Origin of the sequence: Celeribacter persicus (assembly GCF_003050785.1) — a bacterium.
Classification (GTDB): Bacteria; Pseudomonadota; Alphaproteobacteria; order Rhodobacterales; family Rhodobacteraceae; genus Celeribacter; species Celeribacter persicus.
This window is the reverse complement of sequence record NZ_QAOH01000001.1, coordinates 1-19,066: the sequence shown is the minus strand read 5'-3', so window position 1 is coordinate 19,066 and position 19,066 is coordinate 1. Positions and strand designations below refer to the sequence as shown.

Sequence of the window (19,066 nt, the reverse complement as noted above, 5' to 3'; positions counted from 1 at the left end):
CATGGAACTTCCCGTCAACCGGTTCAAACAGGCGCTCAAAGAAGGGCGTCAGCAATGGGGTATCTGGCAGACCTTCGGCGGGCCGGACATGACAGAACTTCTGGCCGCGGCGGGTTATGACTGGGTTCTGATCGACGGGGAACATGGCGCCTTCGACGTGCCTCAGGTGCGCCCCTGTCTTCAGACGCTGGCAGGCTATCCGACCTGTTCGGCGGTGGTGCGCGTCTGCGAACGCAACACGGCTCTGATCAAACGCCACCTCGATCAGGGGGCGCAGACGCTGATGGTGCCGATGATCAATTCCGCCGAGGAGGCCCGCGCTGCCGTCGCCGCCATGCGGTTCGCCCCCGAAGGCGTGCGCGGTTACAACAGTGCGACGCGTGCCGGACGGTACAGTGCGATTGCGGATTACGGTAACAAGGCCAAGGACGAGCTTTGTCTGATCGTCCAGATCGAAACCCGTGCCGCCCTCGACGCGCTTGAAGAGATCGCCACGGTCGAGGGTGTGGATGCGGTCTTCATCGGGCCGGCCGATCTTGCGGCCGATATGGGATACCCGGGCAATCTCGCAGCTCCCGAGGTGCAGGTGGCGGTCGAAGGGGCGATTACCCGTCTCAAAGAGCTGGGCGTGCCTTCGGGGATCGTGACGCTTGACGAGGCGATGTTGCAACGCTCGATTGCGGCGGGCACGCGTTTCACCGCCTTGGGCATCGACGCGGTGATGCTGATGCGCAGCGCGCAGGGGCTTCTGAGCCGGTTTCGCGACGCCTGACGTCGGGTTTTCGAGTATTTTGGGCACAAAGGAAACAGGTCCGCTTGCACGCGGGCGCGTGCGGGCCTATGGCTGACGCCATGAAAATCCTGTTTCTCGGAGATATCGTCGGCAGCGCCGGGCGCAAGGCCGTCATGGAGCGCGTGCCGCAGTTGCGCAAGGACTGGGGCCTCGATTTCGTCGTGGTCAACGGCGAGAATGCCACCAATGGCATGGGCCTGTCGGGCGACCATGCCAAGGAATTGCTGGAAGCGGAGGTCGATTGCCTGACGCTGGGCGACCATGCCTTTGATCAGAAGGACATGATGCAGTTCTGCGAACGCGAGACCCGCATCATTCGCCCGATCAATTTCGCCAAGGCGGCGCCGGGGCGCGGCGTGCGGATATTCGAAGACCGGCGCGGGCGGCGCATCCTCGTGGCGCAAATCCTTGGGCAGGTCTTCATGAAACGCGCCTTCGATGATCCGTTTTCGGCGATGGATCAGGTGTTCATGAACCACAAGCTCGGCGGTGCGGTGCAGGCGATCCTCGTGGATGTGCATTGTGAGGCGACGTCGGAGAAAATGGCCATGGGACATTTCTGCGATGGCAAAGCCTCGGTGGTGGTTGGCACGCATACCCATGTTTGCACGGGCGATGCGCAAATCCTGCCGGGGGGGACGGCCTATCTGACCGATGCGGGCATGTGCGGTGACTACAATTCGGTCATTGGCATGGACAAGGCTGAGCCACTGCGCCGCTTCGTGACGGGTATGGGCAAGGGGCGGTTCGAGCCTGCCAAGGGCGAAGTGACCCTCTCGGGCGTGTATGTCGAAACCGATGATCGTTCCGGCAAGGCGACACGCGTGAAACAGATCCGTGTAGGCGGGCGTCTGGAGCAGAGCGCGCCTTGAGGTCGCCACCCTGACGGAAAATCCTTCGTGTTTCTGATCGGTTGGCCGGGATTTCGTTTTGCGAACGAGGCGTTTTGGCGCTTGTGCGGAGAGGGGCTTGGCGGGCATATTGCACGCATAGAACACAGCGCACGGGGCCCCATGGAACTGTTTCATTTCAGCCAGACGACCGAGGCGGTGCTCGCGCTTGTCGTCGTGGGCCTCATGTTCGCCATGTTCGTGCGTGAGATTTTTCCGACCGAGGTCGTCGCCATTTCGGGCGCGGCGCTGATGATCGTTCTGGGCATCCTGCCTTATGAGGCAGGGCTCAAGGTCCTGTCGAACCCCGCGCCCTGGACCATTGCGGCGATGTTCATCGTCATGGGGGCTCTGGTGCGGACCGGGGGGCTCGAATGGTTCACCCGCCAAGCCGGAAATTATGCCGAAACCCACCCGTCGGTCGCCATCGCCATGTTGCTGGGTGTGGTGGTGGTGCTCTCGGCCTTCGTTGCCAATACGCCGGTGGTGGTGGTGATGATCCCGGTCTTCGTGCAATTATCGGGCAAGCTCGGAATTGCGCCGTCCAAACTTCTGATCCCGCTCAGCTATTCCGCCATCATGGGCGGCACGATCACGCTTCTGGGCACATCCACCAACCTCCTCGTCGATGGTGTGGCCCGGGCGCAGGGCATTGCGCCTTTCACGATTTTCGAGATCGCACCCATCGGGCTGGTAGTGACTGCCTGGGGGATGCTCTACCTGCTTTTCTTCGGGCGGCATCTCTTGCCCAATCGCGACAGTCTGGCGGCGATGTTGTCTTCGAACCGGGCAAAGATGAAATTCTTCACCGAGGCGGTGATCCCGCCCGAGTCCAACCTCGTTGGGCGCGAGGTGCTTGGCGTGCAGCTTTTCAAACGCGATGGCGTGCGGTTGATCGACGTCGTTCGTGGCGACAAATCCTATCGGCATGAGCTGGAGGGGCTGACCCTCGAAGTCGGCGACCGGATCGTGTTGCGTTCCAAGATCACCGAACTTCTGAGCCTTCAGCGCAACAAATCCCTCAAGCGCGTCGATCAGGTCTCCGCAGTCGAAACGACGACGATGGAAGTGCTGATCACACCGGGGTGCAAGATGGTCGGGCGGTCGCTCTCTTCGATGCGCCTGCGTCGCCGTTACGGCGTCTATGTGCTCGCGGTGCATCGCCGCAATCAGAACCTCGGCCAGCAGATCCAGGACCTCGTGGTGCGCGTCGGCGATACGCTTTTGCTCGAAGGCGCGCCGGCCGATATTCAGCGTCTTGCCACGGATATGGACATGGGCGATGTGTCGAAACCGACCGAACGTGCCTATCATCGCTCGCACGCGCCGATTGCGCTGGCTGCGATGTTCTCCATTGTGCTCTTTGCAGCCCTTGGTGTGGCACCGATCCTGATGCTTTCTGTGATCGCCGTCGCGGTGGTTCTGGTGACGCGCTGCATTGACGCGGACGAGGCGTTTTCCTTTGTCGAGGGGCGGTTACTTGCGCTGATTTTCGCCATGCTGGCGGTGGGGGCGGCGCTCGATGCCTCCGGTGCGGTGGAGATGATCGTAAACGTGATCGCACCGCTTCTGGACGGCTTGCCGGTGTTCTTCGTGGTCTGGGCGATTTTCCTTATGACCTCCTTCCTGACCGAGCTTGTGTCGAACAACGCGGTGGCGGTGGTGGTGACGCCGATTGCCATCGGGCTTGCGCACTCGATGGGGCTCGATCCGCGCGGGCTGGTGGTGGCGGTGATGGTTGCGGCATCCGCCTCGTTCGCCACACCCATCGGTTATCAGACCAACACCATGGTCTATGGCCCCGGCGGCTACAAATTCACCGATTACATGAAGGTCGGCATTCCGCTGAACCTCAGCATCGGGCTTCTGGCCTCTGCGGTGATCCCGCTGATCTGGCCACTTTGAGGTGATTTTGGGCGAAATTGAGTATTTGAACCATCAGAAAGACGGGGGCAAAGGCCTGTGGCGGCCTTGCAGGCGGGGCGCGGGCTGCTTTATAGAAGCGCGAAAGCTCACTCTATCGACATTTTCGGAGGCGCCACATGGCAGGCCATTCTAAATGGGCAAACATCCAGCACCGCAAGGGGCGTCAGGATGCGGCCCGCTCCAAGCTCTTTTCCAAGCTCGCCAAGGAGATCACCGTGGCGGCGAAGATGGGCGACCCGGACCCGGAGAAGAACCCGCGTCTGCGTCTGGCGGTGAAGACGGCGAAAACGGCGTCTTGTCCGAAAGACGTGATCGACCGTGCGATCAAGAAAGCGCTTGGCGGCGATGCGGAGAACTATGACGAAATCCGTTACGAGGGTTACGGTCCGGACGGGATCGCCTTCATCGTCGAGACCATGACCGACAATGTGAACCGCACCGCCTCGAACGTGCGCTCCTATTTCACCAAGGCTGGTGGCAACCTCGGCACCTCGGGGTCTGTGTCTTTCATGTTCGACCGGGTGGGCGAGATCACCTACGGGCCGGAAGCGGGCGATGCCGATACGGTGATGATGGCCGCCATTGAAGCCGGTGCCGAGGACGTGGAAAGCGACGAGGAAGGTCACTGGATCTACACCGCCGATGGCGATCTGGCCGCCGTGTCGGACGCGCTTGAGGCGGTTCTGGGCGAGTCGAAGGAATCCAAACTGATCTGGAAACCGCAGAACCGCACCGAGGTGGACCTTGAAACCGCGCAGAAGCTGATGCGTCTTGTCGAGACGCTGGAAGACGACGACGATGTGCAGTCCGTGACGGCCAATTTCGATGTGCCGGACGACGTGGCCGAACAGCTCTGAGGGTGCGCGCTCCGGATGCGTTTGAAAAGCCCCGCGTTTTGCGGGGTTTTTTATGGGATGAGCGCGGCCCGGGCCGCTCGTTTGACCGAGGCGGTCAGCGGCGCGAGCACGGGCGCGGAAAGTCGGGAGATATGCCAGTAGAGCGCGATGTCGACCGGCTCGGGCGCGAGTGTGATGAGCCGGCCAGCCTCCAGATGTGGGGTCAAAAGTACCTCCGGATTTAGCCCCCAACCCAACCCGGCAAGGGCCGCATCGACGAAGCCATGCGTCGAAGGAATGCGATGGGTGGGGAGCGGGAGTTTGCGACCGGTCTGCGCCATCACCCAGTTGTCCTGAAGCCGGTCCTTTTCGTTGAACAAAAGGGAGGGGGCTTTGATGAGGGCCTCGGGGGTGATCCCCTCGGGGAAATGCCGTGCGGCAAACTCCGGCGTCGCCACCGCGTAATAGCGCAGCGCGCCAAGCGGATGAAGATCACAGCCCGGCACTGGTCTGTCGCGGGCAGAGACGGCAGCCATCACCTCGCCACGTTTGAGCCAGTCGGCGCTGTGATCCTGATCGTCGAGCGTCAGTTGAAAGAGCATCTCTCCGGCTCCGGCCATGGCGGCGGTGAACCATGTGGCGAGGCTGTCGGCATTGACCGCAAGCGGCACCGGTGTGGCAGGGCCGCCGCTCTGCCCGAGATCGTGGGCAAGTTGCGCCTCCAGAAGTCCGACTTCCTCCATGTGACGCGCCAGTCGCCGCCCCGTGTCGGTGCCCCGCGCGGGCGTGCCGCGCAGCACCAGTGGCGTGCCCATGCGTTCCTCCAGCGCTTTGATGCGCTGCGAGACCGCGGAGGGCGTGACGGAAAGCGCTTGCGCCGCAGCTTCGAAAGAGCCGTGGCGGAGAACGGCGGCGAGAGCGGCGAGCGAAGGGTAATCGGAAGAATTAAGCATATCTAATTTAATCGTAGAAAGATTAATTTGTCTAATTTTTCTGTGACAGTTATCCACGCCGGGAAAGGATGTCTCATGCTTCACGCCGTTCTTACCGGGTTTCTAACGGGGCTCAGCCTCATTATCGCCATCGGGGCGCAGAATGCCTTTGTGTTACGGCAGGGGGTGAGACGTGCTCATGTCCTGCCAGTGGTTTTGGTCTGCGCGCTTTCTGATGCGATACTCATCTCGCTTGGGGTCTTTGCTTTCGCGCAGGTTTCGGCAGCCTTTCCACCCCTTTTGCCGATTTTACGCTGGGGCGGGGCGTCCTTCCTGATCTTCTACGGGGGCAAGGCCGCCCTTGCCGCGTATAGAGGCGGCGGGCATCTCGATGCGGCAAGGCAAAGCGTGCAAAGCCTGAAAGCGGCGGTGCTTACGGCCCTTGCGCTCACTTGGCTCAATCCGCATGTCTATCTCGACACGGTGGTGCTCCTGGGCGCGATTTCCGCACGATTTCCCGCAGCGCGGGCGGGGTTTGCCATGGGGGCGATCCTTGCGTCCTTCCTGTTCTTTTTCTCTCTGGGCTTTGGGGCGCGTCTGCTTGCCCCGGTTTTTGCGCGCGAAACGGCCTGGCGTGTGCTCGATGCGGCGATTGCGCTGGTGATGTGGACAATCGCGTTCGGAGTGATCCGGGGCAGCTAAGAACAGGCGCAAATCCGCACAGTATCGGCATATTGCCGATGGAAGTTTGGCATTTGCAGTGCGATCTGTTTTTACGGTATCCAAGTGGATCGGGTCGCCCCTCCTCGCCAAACGAAAGTCGTTTCAATGCCGCCACGCTTTTCGGTGATCCTGCCGACGTATCAGGACTGGTCCGCACTGGCCGGATGTCTTGAGGCTTTGTCCCGGCAAACAGTGGGCGCAGAGGCTTTTGAGATCGTGATCGGGAACAACAATCCCGCAGCGGATCTGCCTGCGGATTTCAAACTTCCATCGAATGCCAAGGTCGTTCATCAGCCCAAACCCGGCTCCTATGCGGCACGCAATGCGGCGGTGGCGCAGGCGCAGGGCGCTTTGTTGTGCTTTACGGATTCCGATTGTCGGCCGAAGTCTGACTGGCTGGAACAGGCGGAAAACCTGTTCGCGCGCGCTCCGGACGCCAACCGGATCGGCGGCCATGTGGAAATGACCTCAGTCGGCCCGGAATGGAGCGTTCCGGAGCTGTATGACCGGATTTTCAATCTGCGTCAGGAGCGTTATGTGCCAAATGGCTATGCGGCCACGGCGAACCTGATCGTGAAGCGGCCTTTTTTCGAGCGGGTCGGCCCCTTTAACGAAGAGCTTTTTTCCAGCGGTGACAAGGAATGGAACAAGCGTGCCACGGCCCTTGGAGATCGTATTCTCTATGGAGAAAACGTCTGCGTTGAACATCCGGCGCGGAATGATTTCGCGACTTTAAGAAAAAAGCACTTTCGGGTTGCCGGTGGGCGTTTCCGCATGAAGGGACGGGACAGGAAGCGTCTCTGGATTCCTTCTCCGAAATATTTCTTTCCTGCGCTTTCTTCCCTGAAGCGCATTCTTGCGGAACCCGGAATTTCCGGGCGTCAGAGGTTTTTAATTTGGCGGATGGACTATCGTCTACGGCGTGAAGAATTGCGCGAGTATTTTCGTATCCGATCCGGCGAGAGTGCGAAACGGGAATAACACCCGGACAGTTTGCCGTTTTCACAGAGGTGTCGGAAGAGGCTTTGCCTGGGGCGCTCTCCTCACGTAGTCTTCTTGCGCGCCTCCCGCCAGGTGATGAAGGAAATCGCGGCGATGATCATCGCCCCGCCCAGAATCACGAAGGGATCAATTGCCTCGCCAAAGAGCAGATAGCCGAAGCTCACCGACCAGATCAGCTGTACGAAGACCACGGGCTGCACCACGGTCTGTGGCGCACAGGCAAAGGCGCGGGTCATGGAATAATGCCCGAGCGTTGCGAAGGCGGCGGTGAGAAACAGCAGCGCCAACTCATGCGGCGTCGGCGTCTCCCAGTGCAGCAGTGCGAAAGGCGCGATCACGATGGGCACGGTCACCGACATGAGAAACACGACCACGGCGGCGGGCAGTAGCTTTGCCAGCCGACTGGCAATCAGGTAAGACCCCGCGAAGGCCATGGCAGAGACCACCATGGACAGGTGCCCGGGGTCGATGGCGCGAAAGCCCGGACGCAAGATGATGAGCCCGCCGAGAAATGCGACGATCAGCGCCATGATCCGGGGCAGGGCGATGCGCTCCCCGAACAGGAACACCGCCCCGATGGTGATATAGATCGGATTCATGAAGTTCAGTGCGGTCACCTCCCCCATGGGAATGCGGGTCATGGCGAAAAACCAGCAGGACATCGCCAGCGCATGAAACAGCGCCCGCCCGAAGGTGAGCTTCCAGATCTGTGGCGTGAACCGCGCTTTTCGCACCGCGCCAAGGGTCGGAATGAGAAAAATAAGCCCGAGAAGGAAGCGCAGAAAGGCACTTTCCAGCACGGGCAGCCCGTCGCCGACATATTTCACCAAGACGTTCACCATGACGAAACAAAGCGTCATGAACAGCATCCAGAGGATGCCCGTCACGGATGCGGTGGGTTTGGAGAAGGAACCGGGGGTGCGCATGTGGCGAGAGTGGTCGTTCGTCCCAAAGATGGCAACTCACTCAAAGCGCAAGCGCCCGGCTGCATATTTGCACCTCAGCGAGCGGGTGTCGGGGTGAAAAGCAGGGGTTTTCTTGATCCGGGTCAAAGCAGGTGGCGCTCCTCTGCGTCCAGACTGGAATATGAGACCGGGCCATAAGGAGAAACGCATGTCCAATACGCCACACCAACTCGCCGCCGATTTCCCGGAACTTGCCGGGAAAATCTCTGAACTCAAAGCCTCCGATCCGCGCTTTGCGGCCCTTGCCGCGGAATATGAGGCGTTGAACGATGAGGTCCATCTCGCTGAAACCGATGTGCATCCGATGGAGGATCTGGCGCTCGCCGAACTGCGCAAGAAACGGATGCATCTCAAGGATGAGATTTACCGGATGCTGACCGCTCCGGCGTGATTTCATCCTCGCTTTTAAACCGGAGGGCGCGTTACTCGCAAAGAGGCGCGCCCTCTTGTATTTGGAGAACAAATCGCGCACAAATCGTGCGTGAGGTTGGGTATAATACCATATGTTGCGGCTCTTTGGGCCGTGATGGGTCTTGGGGTGACCCTGTTTCCTGTCGAAACGGCCGAGGCTGTGAGCGATCAGGATAGGGTCTTGGTGTCTGCCGCGAACTCGCTCCGATTGGATTTTAAAGGTGCAGAAAAATCTGCGCAAGCACCTGTCACTCTGTCCTCGCCCGGGGACGGTGATTTGCGTGTGATCGACGGAGATACGTTCTCCATCGGGGATGTTCGCATCCGGCTCTACGGCATCGACGCGCCGGAACTGTCGCAGAGCTGCTTCGACATGCGCGGGCGCAGCTGGTCCTGTGGGCAGTGGTCGAAGGCGGTGCTTGAGAACCTTGCCAGCGGGACAGTGCGCTGTGTCGCCCGCGATACCGACCGCTATGGCCGCACGGTCGCCGTCTGTGCTTCGGAGGCGGAGGATATCAACGCCGCGATGGTCGCCGCCGGGGCTGCCTATGCCTATGCGAAATACGCGCGCGATTATGTTGCGTTGGAGGCGGTTGCCCGTACCGAAGGGCAGGGGCTTTGGCGTGCGGGCAGTGAGATGCCCGCAAAATACCGCGCGGAGAAACGTGACGCGCAACCGGCACAAACCCCGCCCGATAGCTGTGCGATCAAGGGCAATATTTCCGGCTCCGGCAAGCTCTACCATCTGCCCGGAGGGCGCTGGTACGGTGAGACGCGGATCAACGAGGCTCAGGGCGAACGCTGGTTCTGTTCCGAGACGGAAGCCCGTGCGGCGGGCTGGCGCAAAGCACAGGGATAATCCGGCAATACCCCCGCAGAACCACATGCCCTCCCTCTTGCATGGCGGCGCGTTTTCCCTTAGACGACAGCGCACCGGGTCGTTAGCTCAGTTGGTAGAGCGCTTCGTTTACACCGAAGATGTCGGGAGTTCGAGCCTCTCACGACCCACCATTTTCTCTGAAATGTACGCCCATGACGCTCTGACTTGCCTCAGACGTTCTACGCGTATTTCATGACCGTGCAGATTACCGTGGGACCCGACATCGAAGAGAAACGAATGCGCAGGATCGTTGAAGGAATACGGATCAGGAATCGTGTCAGCAGGGGAGGCGTCGTGAAAGCGCTCCTGCTCTGTGTTGCGCTTGAAATTTTCTATCTCTACTTGACGCTTTACGAACCAGTTTGGTGGCGCGAGGATCGTCGGTATATCCCTTATCTGGCACATGTCAGTGCCTGCCTGATGCCATTCATCGTTGCTTGGGGAATCTGGACCATGCCAACGACTCGGGGTGGGTTCGAAAAGAGACTTCAGGAAAGACGGCGCAAAAGGTGAATGCACGGTTCGGTAAGGGGAATGTCCCGCCCATCCTGAGCGAGCGCAACGAGTGCAATTGCGCGTTCACAGTTTTTTCTCCTGCCCCGACACTTTTTCGCGATTCCATGCTTGACGAGGCTCTGCGGTCCCCATAGAACGCCCCTCACGCTTCGGGGCGCAAGTCCCGGATCGGCAGCGAGCGGTTGTAGCTCAGTTGGTTAGAGTACCGGCCTGTCACGCCGGGGGTCGCGGGTTCGAGCCCCGTCAACCGCGCCATCGCTGTCATAGCCCTTCGGGGCACCGCTTTTGAAAAAGCACTGCGCGGTTGTAGCTCAGTTGGTTAGAGTACCGGCCTGTCACGCCGGGGGTCGCGGGTTCGAGCCCCGTCAACCGCGCCACTTTTCTCATAACGTTTCCGGCATCCGACTCTTGGTCCCTTGTGCTTCCCGTACGGGCCGCCACTATGGATTTACGCATTACACGGGCGGTGTGCCATGGCGCAAAACCATATCCGGGGCGCAGAATGGCTGCGCATATCTGGCCTTTTGGCTCTGACGCTGATCGCCTTTGCCGGGAATTCATTGCTGACCAGGGCGGCGCTCACCGATCCTGCGACCGGGGCGCTGGCCTTTGCCGGAGTGCGGCTTGTCTCCGGTGCGCTTGTCTTGCTGGGGCTCGGCATGATCCGAGGCGAGAGCTTCGTGCCCCAAACCCGTGATCTCCCTGCAATTTTGGCGCTTTTCTGCTATGCCGTGGCATTTTCGCTGTCCTACCGGGCCATGTCGGCGGCCAGCGGCGCGTTGATCCTGTTCGCCGTGGTGCAGGTGACCATGCTGTTCGTGGCCTCTGTGCGTGGTGTCCGGATCGGTGCTTTCGGTCTCATCGGTGTTGCCATGGCGCTCTCAGGATTGATCTGGCTTTTGCTGCCGGGTCTGGAGGCCCCGCCTTTGCCAGCGGCCGTGATGATGGCGCTCTCGGGTATGGCCTGGGGCATCTACAGTCTTTTGGGGCAGGGGGCGGGCGCACAGGCCGGGCGGACCACGCGCAATTTCATTGGCACGGTGCCGTTCGTTCTGGTGGTGTTTCTCATCGTGCCGCCGCATCTGAGCGCATTCGGCTGGCTCATGGCTGTGCTGTCGGGCGGCGTGACCTCTGCACTTGGCTACATGCTCTGGTATCGGGTTCTGCCGCATCTGAGCGCGCCTCTGGCCGCCAGTGCCCAGCTTTCCGTGCCGCTGATCACCGCCCTTGGCGGGCTGGTGTTTCTGGGGGAGGGGCTTGGTTTGCGCTTTCTTTTCGCCAGCGTGCTGATCCTTGGCGGGATTTATCTTACGGGCAAGCGCCGTCTTTGAAGCGTTTCGCGAAACGCTTTAATCAATCCGATAGGGCAGTGTGCCCCGGTTGTTCGGGTCGATGGTCAGGCGACGTTCCAAGGGCGGCACCGAGCGCTGGTGACAGTCGCGCCGCTCGCAGATCCGGCAGGAGATGCCGATCGGCTGAAAGGCCGCGGGTTTGGTGACATCGAGATCGTCGGCATAAACCAGTTCAGAGGCGTGCGTGACCTCGCAGCCCAGAGAGATCGCGTAACGTCGCACCGGCGCATGAAACGCGCCGCCGGGCTTCGAAACGTCACGGGCAATCGACAGGTAACGCACCCCGTCCGGCGTCTCCGCCAGTTGTCGCAGGAAATGGCCAGGGCGCTCGAAGGCCTGGTGCACGTTCCAGAGCGGGCAGGCGCCGCCGTAGCGCGCGAATTGCAGCCGGGTGGCGGAGTGGCGTTTGGTGATCGTGCCGGCCTGATCGACGCGGACGAAATAGAACGGGATACCCTTGGCGCCCGGGCGTTGCAGGGTGGAGAGCCGGTGCGCGACCTGTTCGATGGACGCGCCGAAACGTTCGGCCAGCATCTCCAGATCGTGACGGGTCTCCTGCGCAGCATCCAGAAATGCGGTATAGGGCAAAAGGGCCGCGCCCGCGAAATAATTGGCAAGCCCGATGCGGGCGATCTCGCGGGCCTCATCCGAGTGGAACCGGGCCAGATCGAGCGTGGCGTCGAGCAGCTTGCCCTGCGTGACGAGAGCAAGCTGGTGCAGGATCTGGAACCGCCGCGTGGCGCTCGAAGCGCGCGACGAAATCGTCAGCTCGCGCAGTTCCGGGTCGAAGTGGCGCAATTCCCGCTCGCCGCTGCGCACGGTGATGCCATGCCCCTCCAGCATGTCGAGTGCGGTTTTCATCACATCGCGCCCGCGACCCTGACCGCGGGCAATATTCTCGGCTGCCCGATCCACCGCGTCGATATAGTTGTCGCAGTAATGGAAGAAATCGCGCACCTCTTCCCAAGGCGAGGGGCGTGTCGGAATGTCTTCGCGCCCGAGTGCCTCGTCCATCGAGGCAAGCCGCTCCGTGGTCTGGCGATAAGCGCGGTGCAACTCAAGGAAGGCGCGGGCGAGGGCGGGGGCGTTGGAGGCGGCGAGCCGCAGATCGGCCAGCGGTGGCGCGCCGTCGGAGAATACCGGATCGGCCAGCGCTTCGCGCATGTCGGTGACCATGCGTTCGGCATCGCCCGAAGACAGTTCGGTGACGTCAAAGCCAAACTCCTGCGCCAGAGCCAGAACGACGCCGGTCGACACCGGGCGGTTGTTGTTCTCCATCTGGTTGAGATAGGGCAGGGAAACGCCCAGCTTTTCGGCAAAAGCGCGCTGCGTCAGCCCGAGGCGGGTGCGCGTCTCGCGCAGTTTCGCGCCGGCATAGAGTTTCTGCTGGGCCATGCTTTTCCCTCTCTTCTCGCTTTTGCAAAACGAGGTTTGCCAGTGCAAACCCGTTCTGGCAAGAGGGGAAAGCGCGCTCAGCCCTCGCGGATCAGTTTGCGTTCGCGCAACACCACCCAGAGGGCTGCGGCAATGGAGGAGAGCGACGCGCAGAGCATGATGACCAGAAGCGGTGTGCCGCCGCTCTCTTCGGTCAGGGCGACGCCCGCGAAAGCCGAGAGCACCGCGCCGCCGCCGATATACATGAACCCGCCAAGCCCCGCCGCCGTGCCTGCCAGATGCGGGCGCACGGAGAGAGAGCCCGCAATGGAATTGGGCAATTGCAGCCCGTTGCCCAGCCCCACAAGCGAGATCATTGCGAAGAAATTCAGCGGGGTCGCGTGGTCCGCTAGGAAGATCAGCAGCGAAATGCAGACACCCGTGGTACAAATCCCTGCGCCAATCAGGATCATCGTGTTCATGCCCAGCCGGGCGGAGAATTTTCCGGCCATAAAGTTGCCGAAGAAATACCCGATCGCCGGGGCGGCCATGTAGAGGCCGAGCTTGTCCTCTGTCAGGTTGAACACGGTCGAGCCGAGGAAGGGGGCGCCGCCGAGAAAGGCGAAATAGGCCCCCGAAGCGGTGGCGGCGGAAAGCGCGTAGCCGAGAAAGCGTTGCGAGCTCAGCAATTCCGGAAAGCCGCGCAGCATATCCTTCATCGAACCGCCGGTCTTCGGCGCGGTCTCGCCCGCATCGAATGTAACGATGGTCAAAAGCAGGGCACCAACGCTGAACAGCAGCCAGAAGGCGCTTTGCCAGCCATAGAGATGGGTGAGGAACCCGCCGACTGTGGGCGCGACCATGGGGACAAGCGACATGCCCATGGTGACATAGGCGATCATCTGGGCCGCCTCTTCACCGGGGACCATGTCGCGCACGATGGCGCGTGAAAGCACCATGGCGCTGACGATCCCGGCCTGAGCCGCGCGCATCAGAAGGAAGAATTCCGCAGAGGGGGCAAAAATCGCGCCCAGTGTCGCGGCGAGAAAGATCAGAATACCGCCGATCAGCACGGGTCGGCGTCCGAACCGGTCCGACAGGGGGCCGATCACCAGTTGCAGCGCCGCATTCACCGCGAGGAAGATCGCGATGGAGAGCTGCATGACGCTGTATTCCGTGTCGAAATAGCTGGTCATTTCCGGCAGGGCGGGCAGGAAGACATTCATCGTCATGGCGGAAACCCCGGCCATCAGGACGAGGGTCAGGATGTGCGGCGGGGTGCGTCGGTCAAGAAAACGGACCGGCGGCTTGCCGTTAGAGGGAGAGCTGGGGTTTTGCGACATTGCGCCACCATGGAAAAGACGTCTCGATCTGTCTACGAGGAATCTCCCGCAGCCCGCTGCCGTTTTCGCACAGCCTTGCCAGAGGAGGCAATTGCCGCTCAGAGGGAAAATTTAATCTATTGAATTTGTTTGTATAGTGCGTGTGAGCGGCGGTGACGCTACTTAATTTAGGGACATATAATCACCCGCAGAAAATCCAGCATGACAAGAAAAAGGCCGCTCGCATGAACGGTCTTTTAAGGATGGCGATACAGAGCCGTAAAACGTCTATGCTTGGGCGTGAGGTTTTGACGGAAACCACACCGGTCTCGGGTTCGGGAACTGTGGGGATCTCGGTTTGCGCGATGTTTCGCCACTTATTCATGTGGTTTGGAAATGCAACAAAATTCTCAGGAATGCCGGAGCCGCATCATTTCGCGACATCTGCTGTTTCATTCACGTTTTTCCCCTTAAAAGGGAGTGTTTGTTTGGACTACGGCAAGATGCGATGAGTTAATAAGGTTATGTTATGCGCGTGTTGTCGAGTGTTCTGGGGCTTGGTTTCTGTGTGGGATTTGTGGCGCCTGTGATGGCGGATATTGCGACAGGTATTGAAACGCTTGAAGCGGGCGACGTCCAAGGGGCAGTCCAGGAATTTCAGGCGGCGTTTGAAGCGGGCGATGCGGATGGCGCATTTTACATCGGTCGCCTTTTCGAGATGGGTCTCGGTACGGATCAGGACATGCGTCGCGCGGCGGAGCTTTATGCGGCGGCGGTGTCCAAAGGCAGCGCGCTTGCACAAAACCGCTTGGGGCTGATGCATCTGAACGGGGAGTTCGTGCTTCAGGACTACAAACGAGCGGCGGAGCTGATCTGTGCCTCTGCGGATCAGGGCGACGCCAACGGGCAGTTCAACTGCGGTCTGCTGTATTCCGAAGGCAAGGGGGTGGGGCAAGACACCTTTCGTGCCGTTGAATATTGGCAGCAAGCGGCTGAAGCCGATCATGTGGCGGCGATCAATTATCTCGGTCAGGCGTATCAAACCGGCAACGGGCTGGAACAGGACGCGACCGCTGCGTTTGCGCAATTCTCGATCACGGCGGCTGCGGGCAATCCGATGGGATTGCATGAACTGGCCAAGGCCTATGCGACCGGGGCGGGCGTAGAGCGCGATCTGGTGAAGGCACACGGGTTTGCCAATCTCGCGGCCGTGCGTGGTCTGGGAGAGGCGCGTGTGTTGCGCGATGAAATCGCGGTTCAGCTTGATGCCGCCTCTTTGGAAAATGCTCAGGCGTTCGCACGGGACTGGAAAGCCGTCCCGATCAACCTGTAAGCCCACTGAGCAGTTAAACCATGGTGCGGTTGGGTTTCCTTTGGCATTGGTGTGCCATGTTTGTGTTTTGGGGTCAGGTTGCAACGGCGCAAATCGCTGTCGATGGCCCCTATGAACAAAACTTCACAGATTGGCGCGTTCTGTGCCAGTCACCGGGAGAGACTTCCACTTGCCAGATGCTGCAAAGCGCCGCGGCCGGGGAAGACGGTCCGGCGGTGTTTCTGCTGAGTGTCTCACCGGGACGGGAGGCGGGCGCAAGCTATGCTGTGGTGACTGTTCCCTTGGGGGTTTATCTGGCTCCCGGCATTGAAATCCATGTGGATCAGCGGCGCCCGTTCAAAGTGCTCTATGAGGTTTGCGATCGGACCAGCTGTCATGCGGGGTTCGAATTGTCGGGCGCGGTTCTGGACGCTTTCCGGCAAGGGCTGGACGCGAAGGTGCGTGTCTGGACCGCCAAAACCCAAGCCGTCGAATTCCCCGTTTCTCTGCGCGGCTTTTCCGCAGCTTACCACCATTACCAAGAACAGGTTTCCGGATGATGCGTTCGTTTTCTTTTTCCTTAGCCCTTATTCTGAGCCTCAGCTTTTCTCACGGTGCTCTGGCCGCACCGCTTGAGGACGGCAAGACGGCCTTTGACGCGGGGCAGTATGAAGCCGCGATGCAGTCTTTCAGCGCGGGATTTCGCGCTGGCGATGCCGCATCGGGCTATTACCTCGCGCGGATGCTGGAGCTTGGACTTGGTGTAGAAGCCGATCCGGTTGCAGCCATGCAGTTTTACCGGCAATCGGCGGAAGGCGGCAATGTCGAAGCGCTGAACCGTGTGGCCCTGATGCATTATCGGGGCGAGGCGGGTGTGGCGCAGGATTATGAGCAAGCCGCACGTCTGTTTGGATTGGCGGCGGAACAGGGGGATCGCAATGCGCTCTTCAACCTCGGTAAGCTCTATTTCGAGGGCGAGGGGGTCGAGAAGGATGCGGGGCAGGCGATCGCCTATTATCGGCAGGCGGCTGAAAAGGATCATATCCTTGCCCTGAACACCCTTGGCGCATTGTACCGGATGGGGGCGAAAAGCCCGGAGGATACGGCGCGGGCACGGGCATATTTCGAGCGCTCCGCAGCCTTCGGCAATGCGGTCGGCCTTTTTGAAATGGCGCGTCTGATCCTTGAAGAAGGCACCGATGCGCCTCATCAGGTCGAGGCGCATATGTATCTCAATCTGGCCTCGGCACGCTCGCACCCGAACGCGCCGGAGGCGTTGCAGGAACTGACCGCGGCGATGACGCAGGAGGATGTGGAAGCGGCGCAGCAAAAGGCGCGTGCTTTTGTTGCCCTGAGCGATGAGGGTGCGGAGTAAATGGCCGGTTCGCGCATATATTCCATGGGCACGGCCTTTGGTCTTGCATGTATTCAGTGTATCGGGCCGGCTCATGCACAAGGTATTCCGCCTGCCGATTTGCGCGCAGCGGAAAGCGGGATTCAGCAACAGCAATCGGCTCAGGCTGAGGCTGAGACAGCCAGACGTGCGGAGCAGCGCCGCTCAGGGACGACACAGGGCGCGCTCGACATGGGGTTCGATCCGCTGGCCCCGGTTCCCGGCGGTCCCTGCTTCGAAATCCGCGACATCGTTCTGAGCGGTTTTGAGGCGTTTGGACGTGAACCGGAAGGGTATCGCGATCTGATCGGCACTTGCGCCACGGCGGCGGATATCGCGGCCTCGCTCAACCGGATCAACCGGCATTATCAGTCTCTGGGCTATATCACCACGCGGGCTTACGTGCCGGAACAGGATGTGATGGACGGATCGCTGGAGATCACCATCGTTCCGGGACGGCTTGAGGGCTATGTTTACGGGGATGGTGCTCAGGCTGACGCACGGATTGCGGCAGCCTTTCCGGGAGAGCGGGGCGATCTGCTGAACCTGCGCGATCTGGAACAGGGGCTGGACAACATCAATGCGCCGAAATCCGCCAGCGGTCGCTTTCAACTGATCCCCGGCGAGGCGCCGGGAGGGTCTTTTGTGCAGGTCCATGTGGAGGACACGCGCCCCTGGCATTTCGATCTCAGCGTCAACAACACCGGGTTCGAGACGACAGGTGTGGTGAAGGCCACGGCGAACCTGGGTTTTGACAATGTGCTGGGGCTGAACGATCAGTTGAGCTTCGGGGTGACGGGCACACCTTTCGACAATCGCGCCGACAACTATTCCGACGCCTATTCGGTGAGCTGGGGTGTGCCGGTCGGCAAGTGGACCTTCGGGGTCAACGCGGGGGCTAGCGGCTATTACTTCATCCTGCCCGGGCTCAATCAGTCCTATCCGGTGGAAGGACGTTCGCACTATACAACCTTCTCGGCGGAACGATTGCTCATGCGCAACCAGAGCGCCAGGGTTTATGCCTATGGCGATCTGAAACTGACCCGCACACGCACCTTCATCGACGATCAGGAGATCGAAACCCAGCGCCGCCGCCTGACGATCGGTTCTCTTGGCCTGCGTGGCGAGAAGAATTTTGATCAGGGCGCAAAGCTCACCTGGGATGTCGGTACGAAATTCGGACTGGATGCTTTCGACGCCTATGTGCTGGACAAGAGCATTGTCGATCCCGAATTCCGTCTTTTGAAAGCGCGCCTGACCTATGAGCATCCGCTGGACGATGCAGGGGCGCTATACAGGGGCACGCTGGTGGCGCAACGCTCGGACGACATTCTGCCGGGCACGGAACAGTTCTCCATCGGCAGCTGGTCTTCGGTGCGCGGTTTCCATGACGACAGCATGTATGGCGACAGCGGCATATACCTGCGCAACACGGTCGAATGGGATGCCCATAAGGGAGCGGATGTCGAAGTACGCCTGAATGCAGGGCTCGATCTCGGCTATGTGGAGCCTTCCACCCTGCGCAACTGGTCGCAGGATTATCTGGTGGGGGTGAGCCTTGGCGCGGATATCAAAATACAGAACAGGGCTACGCTTACCTTACAAGTGGCGCATGCACTCAGTCGACCGGAAGAGAACCCGCCGAACGCACAGCCTGCGTTCGAGGCGGACAAGACGGTCGGTTATGTTGGTTTCAAGGTGGAGTTTTAAGATGAAGTGGAAGCAACGCGCGTCTCTTGGAGGCATTCTGGCAAGTGTCACCTTGCTTGGAGCATGTGTGCAACCGATTGAAGTGACACAGGCCCCGATCAAAGCAGACTACAAGCCGGGATTTTCCGTGGACAGGGTCGCGGGTGAGAGCGCAGTGACCGTGCGAAGCTTCACAGGCGTGGAAAAGGAGCGAAAGGAGTTTTCCGGGGCTGCGTGTGTTTTGGAGTCGGATGAAATCCGTGCAAGCTTCACAACACCGGCCGAGATCATCGTGCCGAAGTTCCGGCAACGCAAGGAATTTGCCAGCCGGGGGCGTCCGACATCTGCGCGTGTCGTTTGCAAGGCGGCTGGAAGCACCGGGATTGCGTCGTTCGATGCGACCGACAAGCAGGTGCAGACGGCGACGAATGCAGGGGTCGGCGGAGCGATACTCACCGCGGTTGTGAGCGGTGCAATCGCTGGTTCCACGTCATGGAAATATCCCGGGATTATGAGCGTTACCGTGCAGGGCGTGGAGTAAAACCGGGATTTTAATGTGTTTGATGAGTTGGGGATGTGTGGGTTTTAAAATGGGTAAGTGTTTAGAGAAGATCATCTCCTGGTCCCTGATTGCGGTCCTGACGGTTCAGCCCGCTGAGCTGCTGCCGGTTTCGTGGACACCGAGATAAGGTGTTAATGAAACTGGAGAATCTACATGACAAGAAGGATGTTCAGCCGCGAGTTCAAACA

General features: G+C 60.3%; 19 protein-coding genes and 3 tRNA genes. 18 read left to right on the top strand and 4 right to left on the bottom strand.

Features of this window, described 5'->3' with window-relative positions; all coding sequences use genetic code 11:
* The first annotated feature begins 1 nt into the window (after window position 1).
* From C8N42_RS00110 to C8N42_RS00095, 4 genes are all read left to right on the top strand, one after another.
* Window positions 2–772 (top strand): aldolase/citrate lyase family protein, encoded by a 771-nt coding sequence (locus C8N42_RS00110; RefSeq protein WP_107814517.1) that lies wholly within the window; start codon window positions 2–4, stop codon window positions 770–772.
* 80 nt (window positions 773–852) lie between these two features.
* Window positions 853–1,665 (top strand): TIGR00282 family metallophosphoesterase, encoded by an 813-nt coding sequence (locus C8N42_RS00105; protein WP_107815029.1) that lies wholly within the window; start codon window positions 853–855, stop codon window positions 1,663–1,665.
* 141 nt (window positions 1,666–1,806) lie between these two features.
* Entirely contained in the window at window positions 1,807–3,588 is a 1,782-nt protein-coding gene (locus C8N42_RS00100; protein WP_107815028.1) for an SLC13 family permease, read from the top strand.
* A gap of 137 nt (window positions 3,589–3,725) precedes the next feature.
* Window positions 3,726–4,466, top strand: a complete 741-nt coding sequence (locus C8N42_RS00095) for a YebC/PmpR family DNA-binding transcriptional regulator (RefSeq protein ID WP_107814516.1) — start codon at window positions 3,726–3,728, stop codon at window positions 4,464–4,466.
* A gap of 50 nt (window positions 4,467–4,516) precedes the next feature.
* Here C8N42_RS00095 and C8N42_RS00090 read toward each other — a convergent pair whose 3' ends face one another.
* Window positions 4,517–5,398: a LysR family transcriptional regulator ArgP gene (locus C8N42_RS00090; RefSeq protein ID WP_107814515.1), complete on the bottom strand. Its 882-nt coding sequence runs from the start codon at window positions 5,396–5,398 to the stop codon at window positions 4,517–4,519.
* 75 nt (window positions 5,399–5,473) lie between these two features.
* Here C8N42_RS00090 and C8N42_RS00085 point away from each other — a divergent pair, with 75 nt between their 5' ends.
* Both C8N42_RS00085 and C8N42_RS00080 read left to right on the top strand, forming a co-directional pair.
* Window positions 5,474–6,079: a LysE/ArgO family amino acid transporter gene (locus C8N42_RS00085; protein ID WP_107814514.1), complete on the top strand. Its 606-nt coding sequence runs from the start codon at window positions 5,474–5,476 to the stop codon at window positions 6,077–6,079.
* A gap of 126 nt (window positions 6,080–6,205) precedes the next feature.
* On the top strand, window positions 6,206–7,081 hold the full coding sequence (locus C8N42_RS00080; protein WP_107814513.1) for a glycosyltransferase family 2 protein: 876 nt from the start codon (window positions 6,206–6,208) through the stop codon (window positions 7,079–7,081).
* Window positions 7,082–7,143: 62 nt separating this feature from the next.
* On the opposite strand, the gene C8N42_RS00075 is transcribed toward C8N42_RS00080, so the two are convergent.
* A complete protein-coding gene (locus tag C8N42_RS00075) occupies window positions 7,144–8,028 on the bottom strand; it encodes a DMT family transporter (RefSeq protein WP_107814512.1) in 885 nt (294 codons plus the stop codon).
* 187 nt (window positions 8,029–8,215) lie between these two features.
* Between C8N42_RS00075 and C8N42_RS00070 the strand changes: the two genes are divergently transcribed.
* The 7 genes from C8N42_RS00070 (at window position 8,216) to C8N42_RS00040 (ending at window position 11,205) form a co-directional block, all read left to right on the top strand.
* Complete coding sequence (locus C8N42_RS00070) at window positions 8,216–8,458, top strand: HP1242/YdcH family protein (protein ID WP_107814511.1); 243 nt, start codon at window positions 8,216–8,218, stop codon at window positions 8,456–8,458.
* A gap of 303 nt (window positions 8,459–8,761) precedes the next feature.
* Window positions 8,762–9,337, top strand: a complete 576-nt coding sequence (locus C8N42_RS00065) for a thermonuclease family protein (RefSeq protein WP_245889943.1) — start codon at window positions 8,762–8,764, stop codon at window positions 9,335–9,337.
* Window positions 9,338–9,413: 76 nt separating this feature from the next.
* A tRNA-Val gene (locus tag C8N42_RS00060) sits at window positions 9,414–9,489 on the top strand.
* A gap of 61 nt (window positions 9,490–9,550) precedes the next feature.
* Window positions 9,551–9,871 (top strand): hypothetical protein, encoded by a 321-nt coding sequence (locus C8N42_RS00055; protein ID WP_146168225.1) that lies wholly within the window; start codon window positions 9,551–9,553, stop codon window positions 9,869–9,871.
* Between the two features lie 181 nt (window positions 9,872–10,052).
* Window positions 10,053–10,129, top strand: a tRNA-Asp gene (locus C8N42_RS00050).
* A 45-nt stretch (window positions 10,130–10,174) separates the two neighbouring features.
* Window positions 10,175–10,251, top strand: a tRNA-Asp gene (locus C8N42_RS00045).
* Window positions 10,252–10,347: 96 nt separating this feature from the next.
* Entirely contained in the window at window positions 10,348–11,205 is an 858-nt protein-coding gene (locus C8N42_RS00040; RefSeq protein WP_107814508.1) for a DMT family transporter, read from the top strand.
* Between the two features lie 18 nt (window positions 11,206–11,223).
* On the opposite strand, the gene C8N42_RS00035 is transcribed toward C8N42_RS00040, so the two are convergent.
* Both C8N42_RS00035 and C8N42_RS00030 read right to left on the bottom strand, forming a co-directional pair.
* A complete protein-coding gene (locus C8N42_RS00035; protein ID WP_107814507.1) occupies window positions 11,224–12,621 on the bottom strand; it encodes a helix-turn-helix domain-containing protein in 1,398 nt (465 codons plus the stop codon).
* Between the two features lie 77 nt (window positions 12,622–12,698).
* Window positions 12,699–13,943 (bottom strand): multidrug effflux MFS transporter, encoded by a 1,245-nt coding sequence (locus C8N42_RS00030; protein WP_107814506.1) that lies wholly within the window; start codon window positions 13,941–13,943, stop codon window positions 12,699–12,701.
* A gap of 508 nt (window positions 13,944–14,451) precedes the next feature.
* Between C8N42_RS00030 and C8N42_RS00025 the strand changes: the two genes are divergently transcribed.
* Genes C8N42_RS00025 through C8N42_RS00005 form a run of 5 tightly spaced genes read left to right on the top strand, consistent with a single transcriptional unit; the run spans window position 14,452 to window position 18,857 of the window.
* Entirely contained in the window at window positions 14,452–15,255 is an 804-nt protein-coding gene (locus tag C8N42_RS00025; protein ID WP_107814505.1) for a tetratricopeptide repeat protein, read from the top strand.
* Window positions 15,256–15,311: 56 nt separating this feature from the next.
* Window positions 15,312–15,794, top strand: a complete 483-nt coding sequence (locus C8N42_RS00020; RefSeq protein WP_107815027.1) for an invasion associated locus B family protein — start codon at window positions 15,312–15,314, stop codon at window positions 15,792–15,794.
* Complete coding sequence (locus tag C8N42_RS00015) at window positions 15,791–16,609, top strand: tetratricopeptide repeat protein (protein WP_107814504.1); 819 nt, start codon at window positions 15,791–15,793, stop codon at window positions 16,607–16,609. The genes C8N42_RS00020 and C8N42_RS00015 overlap by 4 nt, the downstream gene beginning before the upstream one ends.
* Window positions 16,610–18,337, top strand: coding sequence for a ShlB/FhaC/HecB family hemolysin secretion/activation protein (locus C8N42_RS00010; protein WP_107814503.1), 1,728 nt, complete (start codon window positions 16,610–16,612; stop codon window positions 18,335–18,337).
* A 1-nt stretch (window position 18,338) separates the two neighbouring features.
* Window positions 18,339–18,857, top strand: a complete 519-nt coding sequence (locus C8N42_RS00005) for a hypothetical protein (protein WP_107814502.1) — start codon at window positions 18,339–18,341, stop codon at window positions 18,855–18,857.
* Window positions 18,858–19,066: the final 209 nt, after the last annotated feature.

Excerpts from the sequence above, each read along its gene's own strand:
- C8N42_RS00110 (WP_107814517.1), top strand. The coding sequence starts at position 2 with ATGGAACTTCCCGTCAACCGGTTCAAACAGGCGCTCAAAGAAGGGCGT.
- C8N42_RS00105 (WP_107815029.1), top strand. The coding sequence starts at position 853 with ATGAAAATCCTGTTTCTCGGAGATATCGTCGGCAGCGCCGGGCGCAAG.
- C8N42_RS00100 (WP_107815028.1), top strand. The coding sequence starts at position 1,807 with ATGGAACTGTTTCATTTCAGCCAGACGACCGAGGCGGTGCTCGCGCTT.
- C8N42_RS00095 (WP_107814516.1), top strand. The coding sequence starts at position 3,726 with ATGGCAGGCCATTCTAAATGGGCAAACATCCAGCACCGCAAGGGGCGT.
- C8N42_RS00090 (WP_107814515.1), bottom strand. The coding sequence starts at position 5,398 with ATGCTTAATTCTTCCGATTACCCTTCGCTCGCCGCTCTCGCCGCCGTT.
- C8N42_RS00085 (WP_107814514.1), top strand. The coding sequence starts at position 5,474 with ATGCTTCACGCCGTTCTTACCGGGTTTCTAACGGGGCTCAGCCTCATT.
- C8N42_RS00080 (WP_107814513.1), top strand. The coding sequence starts at position 6,206 with ATGCCGCCACGCTTTTCGGTGATCCTGCCGACGTATCAGGACTGGTCC.
- C8N42_RS00075 (WP_107814512.1), bottom strand. The coding sequence starts at position 8,028 with ATGCGCACCCCCGGTTCCTTCTCCAAACCCACCGCATCCGTGACGGGC.
- C8N42_RS00070 (WP_107814511.1), top strand. The coding sequence starts at position 8,216 with ATGTCCAATACGCCACACCAACTCGCCGCCGATTTCCCGGAACTTGCC.
- C8N42_RS00055 (WP_146168225.1), top strand. The coding sequence starts at position 9,551 with ATGACCGTGCAGATTACCGTGGGACCCGACATCGAAGAGAAACGAATG.
- C8N42_RS00040 (WP_107814508.1), top strand. The coding sequence starts at position 10,348 with ATGGCGCAAAACCATATCCGGGGCGCAGAATGGCTGCGCATATCTGGC.
- C8N42_RS00035 (WP_107814507.1), bottom strand. The coding sequence starts at position 12,621 with ATGGCCCAGCAGAAACTCTATGCCGGCGCGAAACTGCGCGAGACGCGC.
- C8N42_RS00030 (WP_107814506.1), bottom strand. The coding sequence starts at position 13,943 with ATGTCGCAAAACCCCAGCTCTCCCTCTAACGGCAAGCCGCCGGTCCGT.
- C8N42_RS00025 (WP_107814505.1), top strand. The coding sequence starts at position 14,452 with ATGCGCGTGTTGTCGAGTGTTCTGGGGCTTGGTTTCTGTGTGGGATTT.
- C8N42_RS00020 (WP_107815027.1), top strand. The coding sequence starts at position 15,312 with ATGTTTGTGTTTTGGGGTCAGGTTGCAACGGCGCAAATCGCTGTCGAT.
- C8N42_RS00015 (WP_107814504.1), top strand. The coding sequence starts at position 15,791 with ATGATGCGTTCGTTTTCTTTTTCCTTAGCCCTTATTCTGAGCCTCAGC.
- C8N42_RS00010 (WP_107814503.1), top strand. The coding sequence starts at position 16,610 with ATGGCCGGTTCGCGCATATATTCCATGGGCACGGCCTTTGGTCTTGCA.
- C8N42_RS00005 (WP_107814502.1), top strand. The coding sequence starts at position 18,339 with ATGAAGTGGAAGCAACGCGCGTCTCTTGGAGGCATTCTGGCAAGTGTC.